This is a genomic window from Arhodomonas sp. AD133 (assembly GCF_051195215.1).
In the GTDB taxonomy this organism is placed as follows: Bacteria; Pseudomonadota; Gammaproteobacteria; order Nitrococcales; family Nitrococcaceae; genus Arhodomonas.
Map to the genome: position 1 here is coordinate 64,513 of NZ_JBNAZM010000021.1, position 13,518 is coordinate 78,030.

At 58.7% G+C, this 13,518-nt stretch carries 12 protein-coding genes and 1 tRNA gene; 12 read left to right on the top strand and 1 reads right to left on the bottom strand.

Going from position 1 to position 13,518, the window contains the following annotated elements:
- From pth to ACPEES_RS13110, 5 genes are all read left to right on the top strand, one after another.
- Nucleotides 1-591, top strand: a complete 591-nt coding sequence (pth, locus tag ACPEES_RS13090; protein WP_435103942.1) for an aminoacyl-tRNA hydrolase — start codon at nucleotides 1-3, stop codon at nucleotides 589-591.
- A 183-nt stretch (nucleotides 592-774) separates the two neighbouring features.
- A complete protein-coding gene (gene ychF, locus ACPEES_RS13095; RefSeq protein WP_435103943.1) occupies nucleotides 775-1,866 on the top strand; it encodes a redox-regulated ATPase YchF in 1,092 nt (363 codons plus the stop codon).
- Nucleotides 1,867-2,054: 188 nt separating this feature from the next.
- Nucleotides 2,055-2,131 (top strand) — tRNA-Met (locus tag ACPEES_RS13100).
- Between the two features lie 185 nt (nucleotides 2,132-2,316).
- A complete protein-coding gene (locus ACPEES_RS13105; protein ID WP_435103944.1) occupies nucleotides 2,317-2,460 on the top strand; it encodes a helicase-related protein in 144 nt (47 codons plus the stop codon).
- A gap of 123 nt (nucleotides 2,461-2,583) precedes the next feature.
- Nucleotides 2,584-4,536: a polysaccharide biosynthesis protein gene (locus ACPEES_RS13110; protein ID WP_435103945.1), complete on the top strand. Its 1,953-nt coding sequence runs from the start codon at nucleotides 2,584-2,586 to the stop codon at nucleotides 4,534-4,536.
- 126 nt (nucleotides 4,537-4,662) lie between these two features.
- Here ACPEES_RS13110 and ACPEES_RS13115 read toward each other — a convergent pair whose 3' ends face one another.
- A complete protein-coding gene (locus ACPEES_RS13115) occupies nucleotides 4,663-5,913 on the bottom strand; it encodes an oligosaccharide flippase family protein (protein WP_435103946.1) in 1,251 nt (416 codons plus the stop codon).
- A 208-nt stretch (nucleotides 5,914-6,121) separates the two neighbouring features.
- Here ACPEES_RS13115 and ACPEES_RS13120 point away from each other — a divergent pair, with 208 nt between their 5' ends.
- The 7 genes from ACPEES_RS13120 to ACPEES_RS13150 all read left to right on the top strand — a co-directional run bounded on the left by ACPEES_RS13120 (nucleotide 6,122) and on the right by ACPEES_RS13150 (nucleotide 13,347).
- Entirely contained in the window at nucleotides 6,122-7,252 is a 1,131-nt protein-coding gene (locus ACPEES_RS13120) for a UDP-N-acetylglucosamine 2-epimerase (RefSeq protein WP_435103947.1), read from the top strand.
- A 163-nt stretch (nucleotides 7,253-7,415) separates the two neighbouring features.
- Entirely contained in the window at nucleotides 7,416-8,588 is a 1,173-nt protein-coding gene (locus tag ACPEES_RS13125) for a DegT/DnrJ/EryC1/StrS family aminotransferase (protein WP_435103956.1), read from the top strand.
- Nucleotides 8,585-9,286 (top strand): WbqC family protein, encoded by a 702-nt coding sequence (locus ACPEES_RS13130; RefSeq protein ID WP_435103948.1) that lies wholly within the window; start codon nucleotides 8,585-8,587, stop codon nucleotides 9,284-9,286. Before ACPEES_RS13125 ends, ACPEES_RS13130 begins: the two co-directional genes overlap by 4 nt.
- A gap of 31 nt (nucleotides 9,287-9,317) precedes the next feature.
- The gene (locus ACPEES_RS13135) at nucleotides 9,318-10,358 is read left to right on the top strand and encodes a sulfotransferase (RefSeq protein ID WP_435103949.1); all 1,041 of its coding nucleotides are present in this window, start codon (nucleotides 9,318-9,320) and stop codon (nucleotides 10,356-10,358) included.
- Nucleotides 10,359-10,384: 26 nt separating this feature from the next.
- Nucleotides 10,385-11,377, top strand: a complete 993-nt coding sequence (locus tag ACPEES_RS13140; protein WP_435103950.1) for a sulfotransferase family protein — start codon at nucleotides 10,385-10,387, stop codon at nucleotides 11,375-11,377.
- A complete protein-coding gene (locus ACPEES_RS13145) occupies nucleotides 11,374-12,387 on the top strand; it encodes a glycosyltransferase family 2 protein (protein ID WP_435103951.1) in 1,014 nt (337 codons plus the stop codon). The genes ACPEES_RS13140 and ACPEES_RS13145 overlap by 4 nt, the downstream gene beginning before the upstream one ends.
- A gap of 6 nt (nucleotides 12,388-12,393) precedes the next feature.
- Nucleotides 12,394-13,347 carry a sulfotransferase family protein gene (locus ACPEES_RS13150; RefSeq protein ID WP_435103952.1) on the top strand — a complete coding sequence of 318 codons (954 nt, stop codon included), beginning with the start codon at nucleotides 12,394-12,396 and terminating at the stop codon, nucleotides 13,345-13,347.
- Nucleotides 13,348-13,518: the final 171 nt, after the last annotated feature.

A 13,518-nucleotide genomic window follows, 5' to 3' on the forward strand; every position in this document is an offset into this window, starting at 1 on the left:
ATGGCGGCGACGGATACCCCGGTACGCTTGATCGTGGGGCTCGGCAACCCCGGCCCCAAGTACGAGCGTACCCGCCACAATGCCGGCTTCTGGTTCGTGGACGAGGTGGCCCGCCGTCATGGCGGGTCGCTTCGGGAAGAGCGCAAGTTCCACGGCGAGGTCGCGCGGGTGACGGTCGAAGGTACCGATCTGCACCTGCTGAAACCCACGACCTTCATGAACCACAGCGGCCGCTCCATCCAGGCGCTGGCGAATTTTTTCAAGATCCCCGCTGAGGCGATGCTCGTCGTCCACGACGAGATCGACCTTCCGCCAGGCGTCGTCCGGCTGAAACGTGGCGGTGGTCACGGCGGACACAATGGCCTGCGGGACACAGTCAAGGCACTGGGCAATCGTGAGTTTGCCCGACTACGGATCGGTGTCGGCCATCCCGGCAACGCCAAGGATGTGGTTCCTTACGTACTCAGCAACGCCGGGCGCGACGAACAGACCGCCATTGATCAGGCCATTGACGCCGCGGCGGATGTTCTGCCGTGGCTGCTCGAAGGCGAATGGGATCGCGCCTTCCAGCGTCTGCATACCGCCGCGTAGGCCGGCCTGCGTGCGCGAAGTGCATCGGAAACGGCATGAACCATTGCGGCGCAGCCGCGCCTAACCAGCCGGTAGATCGGCGGCTCTTGGCAGCCGACAACGATCTGCTGCCGTAGAACCGCTACCGAACGAGCGCGGCGCAGCCGCTCACGATCAGGCAAACCCAGGAGCTGACGGCGCAACATGGGCTTCAAATGCGGCATTGTCGGCCTGCCCAACGTGGGCAAGTCGACGCTCTTCAACGCGCTTACACGCAACGAGATTCCTGCGGAGAACTACCCCTTCTGCACGATCGATCCCAACGTGGGCATCGTGCCGGTACCCGACCCGCGCCTCGACAAGCTCGCTGCGATCGCCAAGCCGGAGAAGGTCATTCCCACGACCATGGAGTTCGTGGACATCGCCGGCCTGGTGGCAGGGGCGTCGAAGGGCGAAGGGCTTGGCAACCAGTTCCTCGCGAACATCCGGGAGACCGACGCCATCGCGCACGTGGTGCGATGCTTCGAAAGCACCGATGTGCACCACGTGGATGGCCAGGTGGATCCGGTGGCCGATATCGACACCATCAATACCGAGCTCGGTCTCGCGGATCTCGAGACCGTCGAGAAGGCGTTGCAGCGCTATGAGCGCCAGGCGAAGTCCAACGACAAGACCGCCATCATCTATCGGGATGCACTGAAGGACATTCAGGCCGGCCTCAACGACGGCATCCCCATACGCGCCATGACGCTGGGTGAAAAGGTCGAGCCACTGCTGCGGGAGCTGCATCTGCTCACGGCCAAGCCCGTCCTCTACGTCGCGAACGTCGCGGAAGACGGCTTCAGTGACAACCCGCGCCTGGACGCCGTGCGAAACCTCGCCGAGCGTGAAGGTGCCGGTGTGGTGCCGGTGTGTGCAGCCATAGAGGCGGAGCTCTCCGTGCTCGATGACGAGGACAAGGCCGCCTTCCTCGAGGAATACGGCCTCGACGAACCGGGGCTCAACCGCGTCATCCGCGCCGGTTATGCACTGCTCGGCCTGCAGACGTTCTTCACGGCCGGCCCCAAGGAAGTCCGGGCCTGGACGGTGCGCACCGGCGCCACCGCGCCCCAGGCCGCTGGCCGTATCCATACCGACTTCGAACGGGGCTTCATCCGCGCCGAGGTTACCGCTTACGACGACTTCGTTGCCTACAACGGCGAGCAGGGCGCCAAGGAAGCGGGCCGGCTGCGTCTCGAGGGCAAGGAGTACATCGTCCAGGAAGGCGACGTCTGCCACTTCCGGTTCAACGTCTGATGCCCGAAGGGCCATACACAGGTCTGGAGCCGCCACCTCCGGTGGTATCCGCTGGCTCGCTGTGCACGGCCGATATGCATGGAGAGAGGCTGCAGTCGACAGAGTCGGCAAGCGTGCGTCCAGTCTGCTTGTAGCAACCCTTGACAGTGCCCGAACAGGACGCAAAAATACGCGCCTGCCTTGGACGTGGCTACGTAGCTCAGTTGGTTAGAGCACCACACTCATAATGTGGGAGTCGGTGGTTCGAATCCACCCGTAGCCACCATTTCCTTTCTTGGAATACCATCGTGCATTTGCTTCTTGTTGCCTCGCTGCGCTCGTTCAGTGCGGCTATACGAGGTGGCGTTCGAGAAGCTGTCCTGCTCCCCGATCCCGCCGACTCCCAATAGGCGCCGTCATACCGTACGAGGGGAGGTCAGGAGCGGGTCGAGTGTTATTCAGAAAGGCGACGTGGCCCATTTTTTTCTCCTCAGCCTCAAGGCCGGCGGCACCGGCCTCAACCTCACCGCCGCCGATACCGTCATTCACTATGGCCCGTGGTGGAACCACGCGATCATGGATCGGGCCACTGACAGTGCCTACTGCATACGGTAGGTCGCAACCCTGGATCATGTGGTCAACGCGTGCCCCAGCGTTGTCGGCCGTGGCCCGGGCTTCCGGACGGCGGTGCTCACGGGTAGAGTGTTCACGGAATGTGATGGCTCCAGGAAGCGGCGCATGAGGCGATGGTCCGTCAGCCACGTTAATCAGTTCTTCGCGGGGCTCCCGAGGGAGTGGAAGCGGGCGTTGATGGTGGCGGCGGACGTCATCGGCCTACCGCTCTCCCTGTGGCTCGCGTTTGCACTGCGTCTCGGTACACCAGCGCCCTCGGTCGTCGGATTCTGGCCCCTCTTCATCATCGTCCCTTTGGCGACGGTGCCGATGTTCGTCGGTCTCGGTCTCTACCGGGCGGTGGTGCGCTACCTCGGTGGTCATGCGGTTTTCGCGGTCCTCAAGGGGGTCAGTCTCTCCGCGCTTGCGCTCGCGGCGATGGCGATCATCTGGGACATGCGGGGATTGCCGCGCACGGTCATCATTCTCTATTGGCTGATCGCGCTGTTCGTGGTTGGCGGTACTCGCTTTTTCGCCCGTGCGTGGCTCCAGGTGCTCTGTCGTCGTTCCGAGGTGGAGGAGCGGGTGATCATCTACGGGGCTGGCTCCGCGGGTGTTCAGGCGGCGACGGCGCTTCAGAACGGATACGGCTACGACCCCATCGCTTTTGTGGACGACGACCCCGCTTTGCAGGGCGTGATCATGCAGGGCATGCGAGTGTATCCCCCCGCGCAGCTCGAGGCGGTTGCGCGGCAGCACGGGGCTTTACAGGTGCTGCTCGCAATTCCTTCTGCGGCACGGTCGCGCCGGCGCGAAGTCATCCAGCGCCTCGAGCGTATCCCGCTGCATGTGCGCACGCTCCCCGACCTGGCGGATTTGGTGTCCGGGCACGCCCGCGTGAACGAGTTTCGCGAGGTGGACGTCGAGGATCTCCTTGGCCGTACTCCTGTCGCACCCGACAGGGGGCTGCTGGCATCGGCTATTCAGGGAAAAAGCGTCCTTGTCACCGGTGCGGCGGGCTCTATCGGCAGCGAGCTTTGCCGGCAGATTCTGCGGCTGGAGCCTGCGCGCCTGCTTCTGTTGGAGCTCTCCGAGTATGGCCTTTACCGTATCGAGCGCGAGCTCCGCGCGACGGCGCAGCGTGACGGTTTGCACGTAGAGGTCAACGGTCTGCTCGGCTCCGTGACGCATCGTCGCCGGCTGCAGCGGGTCATGGAGGCGTTCGCCGTGAACACCGTCTACCACGCTGCAGCATACAAGCACGTCCCTATCGTTGAGCACAACGTGATCGAAGGCGTGCGCAACAACGTATTCGGTACGCTCCACTGCGCCCAGGCGGCCCTTGCGGCCGGCGTGGACTCGTTCGTGCTGATCTCCAGCGACAAGGCGGTACGCCCGACGAATGTCATGGGCGCGACCAAGCGCCTGGCCGAAATGATCCTCCAGGGTCTAGCCGCCGAGCGTCCGCACACCCGGTTTGCGGTTGTGCGTTTCGGCAACGTGCTGGGGTCTTCGGGCTCGGTGGTGCCGCTCTTCCGCGACCAGATCCGCAATGGCGGCCCGGTTACTGTCACCCACCCGGAAGTCACCCGCTATTTCATGACTATCCCGGAGGCGTCCGAGCTGGTGCTGCAAGCGGGGGCGATGGGTGAGGGCGGCGACGTGTTCGTGCTCGACATGGGCGAACCCGTGAAGATCCTCGACCTCGCCCGGCGCATGATCCATCTCTCCGGACTCCGCGTTCGTGACGAAGACGCCCCGGACGGAGACATCGCTATCGAGTTCACCGGGTTGCGCCCAGGCGAGAAGCTCTTCGAGGAGCTGCTCATCGGCGACAACGTCGTCCCCACGCGTCACCCCATGATCCAGCGCGCAAAAGAACGGTACCTGGCATGGCCCGAGATGGAGCGTCAGCTACAGGCGGTGGACACTGCATGCCGGGCGTTCGACTGTCGAGCCCTGCGCTCACTATTGGGCGGGCTCGTTCAGGACTTTGACAACGGTAACCAACTGTTGGATTTGGTCTGGGCGAGAGAGGGGCAGAAGACGACGCCCGTCACCACCGGCCCATTGCACTAATCGGCCTTGCCCGAGCCCGGGGCTATAGCCGAAGGGTGGCACTGTTCGTCGACTAATCGTGGCAGGGTTCGCTTCGCTCCCCCCTAAGCGGACGGAGGCGGTGAATCTCCGTAGCTCGTCAGGCCATCAGAATGCCGAGCTACGGATACCCAACCGTGACCGTACCATGCCCCAGAGCCAGAGGTTCGAGAGCAGGAGGGTCGTGGCCGTCGCGGAGGCGGCCCCGGCTGCCCCAAAAAGCGGGATGAGCACCAGGTTCAGGCCGACGTTGGCTATAGCCGTAGCGGCCAACGCCCGTGCGACTTCGCGCTCGTGACCGGTCATGTTCAGAAACACGCCGGTGGAGCCGAAGCCTGCATTCGCGACCTGCCCGGCTGCGAGAATCAGTAGCGGCACATGGGCATCGCCGAACTCCTCGCCCAACGTTGCCGCCAGCAACCATTCTCCCAGCACGGCAAAGCCGATCAACGTCAGGGATGCGAAGATCAGTGACGCCCGGGCCGTACTGCGGGCGAGATTCTGTAGTCGGTGCAGGTCATCCTGTGCATGGGTGTGCGCCACATACGGTGCAATGACCCTGTTCAGGGCCGTCAGCCCCAAGGACGCAAGCATTGCGCCTTGAGCTGCCACTCTGTAGATGCCCACATCCGCCACCGTGGACAGCAGCCCCAGCAACAGCACATCTGCATAGCGATTGACCTGCTGGAAGCCCTGCGTCAGCGCCATCGGCCAAACTGCAGCGAGCCAGCGGCGGGAGTCGTAGATGCGAGTGATCTTGGCAATTCCCCGCGGCTGGACACGAGCCAACAGCCAGATACCCGAGAGAAAGGAGATGCCCGCCGCGACCAGGGTCAGAAACATGGCGCCTGCCGGCGACAAATCGATATCCGGCCAGATGATTATTGCCAGTAATACGAGGACGAGGAGCCCCGGGCGCAGCACTTGGTCAGGGAACAACCCTGCTATGGGATGGCGTAACCCACGCAGGCTGGCAGAGCGAATGCCTGCCAAGGCCAGCAACGGGACCAGCCAGATGCCCCAAGTCAACGTTGCCCGTAATGCCTCCCCCTTGACCCAGTCTAGCCAAAGGATCAGGAAACCTACGGCTACTATGGTCGCCGACAGGGCAAAAGCCAGTTGATTGGCCCAGTGCCACATCCCGACTACCCGCCCCCAATCGCCCCGGGAGTGTCCGCGGGCGGTTTCCCGAACCACGAGCGCGGGCAGGCCCATTCGCGCGGGCATGGCGGTCAGGGAAACCAGGGCGAACACGAATGTGTAAATTCCGTAGCCGGATGCGCCGAGCACGCGGGCCAGCAACACCACGACGACGAGTCCGAGTACAACTTCAGTCAGCTTGAGTGCAAGCGCGCTCATGCCCCCGCGGATCAGCTGGTCGCCGAGGCCCCCGAGAGCGAAAGCTACTCGGCGCCTAGCGCTGGCATATCCCTTCTCGTGAGTCACTGTTCCCTCATAAGCGCCTAGATAGATCGCCGAAACCCGAGAGCATGGTACGCTACGGCCGACACAATCAATCTTGTGCTGCAGAATCTGTCTGCGTGAGCGGTCCATTACCGAAGGTGATATGTACTCATCCCGGCAAAAAAAAAACCACCTTATAGTCGTCCTCGGCACCCGGGCCCAGATCATCAAGATGGCCCCGCTGCTAGCTGAGCTCGAGCGGCGGGCCTTTCCCTATCGGTTGCTGCTCACCGGGCAGCACCGTGAGACCATCGCGGAAATTCTGGAGGAGTTCGGTGTTCAGAGTCTGCCCCAGCGTTTGTACAACGGGCCGGAAGTAAAGGGAATCAGGCAGGCCGGGCCATGGATCGTGCGCACCGCGTGGTCCCTATGGAAGATGCGGAAACAATGGGCCCCGTCGCCGCGCGCGGATACGGTCGTCGTCACCCATGGTGATACCTTCACTACGCTGATCGCGGCCGCTGTGGGGTGGCTATCGGGAACACGTGTCGCTCACGTGGAGGCGGGGTTGCGGTCATTCAATTGGCGTCACCCTTTTCCGGAGGAGCTTACACGCCGGATCGTTACCCGCCTTTCCCACATTGCCTATTGTCCGGGGGAGTGGGCGTGTAAGAATATTTATAATCAACGGCTCATGGTTGTGAACACGGGTGCGAACACTATTCTGGATGCCTTGCGATGGGCTATCACACAACCGATGAAATCGGGAACGGATTCGCCGACTCCTTATGCCGTGGTTTCTGTTCACCGCTTCGAAAATCTCTATTCCCGGCAGCGCATGGCGGTCATTCTCGAGACAATAAATGATCTTGCCTGTCGGATGAACGTGATTGTTGTGCTTCATCCTGCTACCCGGAAACGCTTGGCCGAGTTGAATAAGCTTCAAGAGTTGGAAGCCAATTCTAATATCGATTTACGTCCGCGGATGACCTATGTTCCTTTTATGCAGCTAATCAGCCGATCCTGTTTGGTGATAACGGATGGAGGCAGCAACCAGGAGGAGCTATCGTATCTTGGTATCCCGACCCTGCTGATGCGCGCGGCAACCGAACGTCAAGAGGGGATGGGCGAAAACGTGATTCTGAGTGAGTTTCGACAAGATACGATTCGAAACGCAATCAGTGCTGCCTCGCATTCCGACAATGAAAGGGGGCACCGGTTGCCGAATCACGATCCGGTCAACGTGATTGTGGACGATTTGAGTGCTCGGTTCCCCATTCAGGCTGAAGCATGAATACGGTGTACGGCATGATGAAGTCTTGTTGAGTGATCGGGTAAGTTCTGGATGGCAGCATAATCATGCAACCGCACGTAATTGGTGAGCGCGTTTGGGAAGACCTTCGAGCGTCGCTTGCCTGTATGTAACAAACTCGGAATCAAGAACGGTGGGGTTCGTGATGGGACACGACGGCAGATGGAAAGCGAGTCAAGCGCAAGGAGCGAAGTCGGTCACCGATGAGATCATTCGGGTCACACAGCCGGACCTGCCGCCTCTTGAGGAAGTCATGCCCTATCTGGAGGAGATCTGGCGTTCGCATCGTTTAACCAACAGGGGGGCATTTCACGAGCAACTTGAAACTGCCCTCTGCAGCTACCTCGGAGTGGAGCACATTTCGCTGTTCGCGAATGGGACACTGGCCCTGCTGACTGCTATGCAGGCCTTGCGATTGACTGGCGAAGTGATCACCACTCCATACAGTTTCGTCGCTACGGCCAATACTCTTTTGTGGAACGATCTGACACCGGTATTCGTCGATGTGGACCCCTGGACGCTGACTCTCGACCCTGAACAGGTTGAGGCAGCTATCACGCCCAAGACCAGCGCCATACTGCCAGTGCACGTCTACGGGCACCCGGCCGAGGTCGACGAACTGCAGCACATCGCCGACCTCTACGGGCTGCGTTTGATCTATGACGCCGCGCACTGCTTCGGCGTGGAAGACGAGGGTGGGAGCATCCTGCGGCACGGCGACGTCTCCATTCTGAGCTTTCATGCGACGAAGGTGTTCAATACCTTCGAGGGCGGTGCGATCGTTAGCCCGAACGCCAAGACCAAGCAGCGCATCGACTACCTGAAGAATTTCGGTTTCGCCAATGAAACCACCGTGGTTGCCGCCGGCATCAACGCCAAGATGAATGAGTTTCAAGCCGCTGTAGGGCTGGCGCAATTGAATCACGTCGACGATGCCATCGACGCGCGTGCCAGGGTCGAGGCGTTGTATCGTGAGAAACTGGCGCGTATTTCCGGTATCCGGTGTCACATACACTCCTCGGCGGTTCGGCACAACCATGCTTATTTCCCAATATTCGTGGACGAAGACTATCCATTGACCCGAGACGAACTTTACTTCCACCTGCGTGATGCGGGCATTTGGGGTAGGCGTTATTTTTATCCCTTGATCCCGGAGTTTCCGATGTATCGGAATCTGCCGCGAAAAAGTGAGGGCGACTGGCCGAACGCATACGCGGCATCGAAAAAAGTCATATGTTTACCCATGTATTCCAGGCTGGACCCCACGCAGATCACCCGTGTTGCTGAAACTTGTATAGATGGCGGGGGTTTGGTGTGACAACTGTCGCCATTATGCAGCCCTATCTATTCCCCTATGTTGGTTATTACCAGTTGGCGGCAAAATCCGATATCTTCGTTTTTTTGGATGACGTCCCCTTTATTAAGCGCGGATACATCCATCGCAACTGGCTTGTGGGGGCGGGTCAGCAGCCGGTTCATTTCTCGATTCCAGTGGAAAAAATGTCGCAGAATCGCAACATAAATGATCACTGCTATGTTTTCGATGGTGGTAAGCTGCGCAGAAAAATTGTTCATCTTTACGGGAATTCTTCGCAATATAAAAAAATTTCCCCTTTAGTGGACCAGGTTGTACATACAGCCGGTAGTCGTGTGGTCGCATCTGTCAATGCGGAAAGTATCACCAGGACTGCGCATATTATGGGGTTGAAGACGATATTCTTGACCGCAAGTGAAATAGCACCAAAGCGGAACTGCCGGGGACAGGATCGTATCCTGGCTCTGTGCCGAGAGCTTGGTGCATCGCACTATATAAACCTTCCAGGGGGAAAAACGCTGTACGAACCGCACATTTTCCGCGAACAAGGGGTTCGTCTCCAATTTCTCGAAAGTTTTGTCGAGCCGCTCATCACGCCAGACGGAAGGCCATGGCATCCATCTTTCCTTCATTATCTGTTCACAACGAGTGCAGAGGGAATTCAACAGCTGTTGTGTAAAGCGAAACTGACCGACAGCTGAGTCATGAACGTGAATTAGACCGGAGATGGTTATGGAAATGAACGAGCCTTTCCGTCAAGCCCAATTTCAACGGCTCCCTGAGCTCGAGGGCATGCTCCAAGACATTAATGCACGGCTTTCTCCGGCCAATATCGGCATGCTCCAGGATTTTTCGCCGGAGCGCATGCCCAAAGTATTCGTTCACGGCCCTCCCAGGTCCGGTACTACGCTTTTCATGCAATGGCTTTCTGATGTCGGGCTCGCAGAGGTTCCGACAAACCTCCTGTCGAGGTTTTATGGCTCGCCCCTTGTCGGTGCGCGTATTCAGCAGATACTCACCGATTCAAGATATAATTTTCGCGACGAAATTCTGGATTTTAACTCGGAGATCGATTTCCGCTCCGAGAACGGCAAGACACGCGGCGCTCTGTCTCCCAATGAGTTTTGGTACTTTTGGCGGCGATTTTTGCCTTTCGATGAACTCGACTATCTGACCGAAGGGGAGATTCCTTGCCGAGCACATTTGGACGAGCTACGGGACGAGCTAAACGCGTTGGCGAATATTTTCGCCAAACCTTTCGCGTTGAAGGCGATGATCATGAATCAGATGATCCCCGCGTTGAGCGCCCGGTTCGAGAACGCTCTGTTCGTACATATTCACCGCGATCCGGTGTTCAATATCCAGTCTGTTCTGGAGGCCCGCCATCGTCAATATGGAGGGTTCGACACTTGGTATTCATTTCGTATTCGTGAATACCCGCAGCTCGAGCATCTCTCTCCGCTCGAGTCGGTGGCTGGCCAGGTCGCCGCGATAAACCGATCGATCGCGCTTGGCGTGCAATCCGTGCCGGAAAGGCGGCGGATCGATATCCCGTATGAGGACTTTTGCGCGAACCCAAATGCTCACTTCGAACGCCTCAAAGCGAGTCTAGAGCTTTTAGGCGCCCCTTTGACTGGCATGTCCTCTGTCGGCCCGCGACAGTTCGAGCAACAAAACCACTGGCGCTTGAAGGCTTACTCCCAAGAGGAAGTCGAAGCCGCTTGGTCCAAAATGCAGGCTTGGGCGGAACGAGCGATTGCACGGTCTTGTTAATACGGGTTGAGGCAGAGAGGGGTCCGATGCTTATTTTCCTGATGTGTTCCGAGCGTAGCGGGAGCAATCTGATCACCAAAATAATGGATAGCCATAATGATGTTTGTGGCCCCAGCCCAAAACACCTATTTAACCCGGTGGTGCGTAATGCGTTTCGCTATGAGCCATTGAGCGACCGCGAAAACTGGTCAGCGCTGCTGACGGATATCGGAAGGCTGTTGGATGTTCCGTTTTCCCAATGGAAGAGCTCGTTGACGCTTGATACGCTTTCCGAGTTGGCTCCGCCTGGTGATCTTCCATGTCTGTTGCGCAATGTTGCTTTGGAGGAGGCTCGTGCACACGGTAAGGAGCACTGTTTCATCAAGGAGAACCAGGTATATGAGTTAATTTCTTTCCTGCTCACCCACTTCCCGGATGCCCGTTTTCTCTATTTGGTTCGTGATCCTCGTGATGTGGCTCTATCGTGGGCGCGAAGTCGGACACATATGGGCGGAATCGTTCATGGTGCGCAACAGTGGAAAAAGGATCAGCAACAGTTCATGAAGGACCATGCCACTCTCCGGGGGGTGGGGCGATCTCGGATGATTCGATATGAAGAGATGATTACGGATCCGGAAAGTGTGATACCTGCTTCCTGCGAGTTCTTCGGTCTTCCCTTCGACCCAGGTATGCTGAATTTTCACGAAAAAGATCTGACACGCCGTAATGCGACAAACGTCTCGGCTTGGGAGAATCTGAGAAAACCGGTGATGCGCGATAACCACGGCAAGTATCGAAGTGCGATGTCGCCAGAAGATATTGCTTTGGTGGAATATATCTGTCTGCCAGAAATGTATGCGCTCGGCTATGAGTTTGACACCTCTGTGGATGAGCTGGAAGCCATTTCGGGGAGAAGCGTGGAAATGGCACTAAGGCATGAGAAGGATAACTTCCCTGCGGAACCCGAGCCAGGGGTGCGGGCGAATATGGCAGCGAAGCGAGTCTTCTATCAGAAGTGCTTGGGCAGGATCGCCGAGTGAGTCATTCTCGTCAATGGTTTCCTGAAGAAAAACCGACGGTTTCGGTGGTTTGCCATACCTACAATCACGAGTCTTTTGTCAGACGGGCGCTCGAAGGATTCTTGATTCAAGCGACCGGTTTTCCTGTGGAGATCATCGTCCATGACGATGCTTCCACCGACCGTACCCCGGAGATCGTTCAAGAGTTTGCCGTTCAGTATCCGGAGTGCATTTTTCCGATTTTGCAAGAAGAAAACCAGTTTTCGCGGGGGAGGCGGCCGAAAGAGTTCACTTTCCCCCGGGCACGTGGAGAGTTTATTGCACAGTGCGAGGGCGATGATTTCTGGACAGATCCCGGAAAACTACAAAAACAAGTTGATGCGATGCGTCGGCATCCGCATGTGAATCTGTGCGTTCATCCGGCCATGCGTGTTGCCGTGGGCAGAGGTAGGCAGAGGAAGGGCTTTGATCACGGTGACAGGGAGTGCGTTGTTCGGCCGGAGGCCGTCATCGGTCGGCATGACCAGTTCGCGCCGACCGCATCGTTTCTGATGCGTCGGGAGGCCGCGTTGGAGATGCTGGATTGGTGGCTCGGTAGTTTCCCGCCACCGCCGGTCGGTGACTTTTTCACCGAGGCCATCGTCGGGCGCAACGGCGTTTTATATCTTCCGTGTATTATGGCCGGCTATCGTCGGCGTGTGCCGAACTCCTACACAAAGCGGTTTCGCCAAGCATCGAGTGAGGAGCTTGAAACGCGGCTAGCGCGAATGTTGCATTTCGTCGAGAGGCTGCGCGGCATGGATGGTATTCCAGAGTGTGCGCTGGATCAGCGGCTCGCGTATATTCGCCTCAACTACGCTCTGCAATTTCTAGCCATTGGGGATCGCGAGCGGTTCGTGCATACGAGCGGGAAGGTTCGACTACGGGGCCATACCTGCCTGCAGAAGGCACTGGCTACCATGCGCCGTAGTACGTTGGCTTTTGCCGCCGGACGCCGTGGCTTTCAAATTCTACGCCGCGCCAGGGACTAGTATTGAATGACCGCATATACCGAGCCCCGATTTCAGGCGCCTGTGGTGATTGTCGGGGCGCCACGGTCAGGGACTTCTCTGCTGCACCGCATTCTGCGGGGGCATCCGGGCTTTGTCTCTACGGCAAGGGAGTCGCAGCCGGTGTGGCAACCGTTGACCGAGCCGGCGCAGTACGCCTGGACAGGGGAGAGGGCACCCAGCAACCTCCAGAACCGCGACATCGATTGGATTCATCGGCGGTTGGCGAAGCTTGCGCTGCCTGCCGAGGTATGGCAACGCGCCGACGCGCGCGACGTGCCCGCCGGGCAGCGGAATCCGTGGCTCTCCCGCTGGGTGCTCCGACCCGGATATCGGGGCCTGGTAATGGTTCGAGGGTTGCGTTGGCGTTCGACTATGGGGTTACGCTTGGTGGACAAGTGCGTTCATAGTGGGCTGTGGCCCGAACTGCTGGAGTCTGCCTTTCCCGATGCCCGCTACCTTCACATCGTCCGGGATCCGGCGGATACATTGCATTCCATGGTGAATGGCTGGTTGAGCCCCGAACGCTTTTTCACCTGGGAGTTGCCGAGGCCTTTGGCGATTCCCGATTATCCTTTCACGATGTGGAATTTCCCACTCCCGCAGGGCTGGGAGGCCATGTTGGATCGTCCACTGGCCGAGGTGGTCGCGTTCCAGTGGGATGCCATACAGAAAGGTATTCTCGGATTGGAGGCGCGCATTCCTTCCACACGATTCTTGCGAGTCCACCTCGAAGATTTCGACACGCGCCCAAGGGAAACAGTTAAGCGTATCGCCTCGTTCCTGGACCTTCCTTGGTCGGATTATATGGAGACGTTCGCTATCTCCGTACCACGGGTCAATGCTAGCAGCAAAACGAGTTCACGCCTTGAGTTGGCGAAATCCATCGAGGACGTCCTGCCCTCGGTTGGGGTTACCGCTAATAGACTCGGTTACGTATGACATGGCCGGGCGGCAGTCCTTACTAATCCGATCATAGGTAATGCCACATGTCAGCGAGGCTGTCGGGCGTTCTCGCAAGGCGCGAGGCGCGTGATGTAGCAAGCGCTACATGAGCGACGAGCAACGCCGCGAGAGCGCCCGACAGCCTCGCCCGAAGGGAGCGCTTGTGCG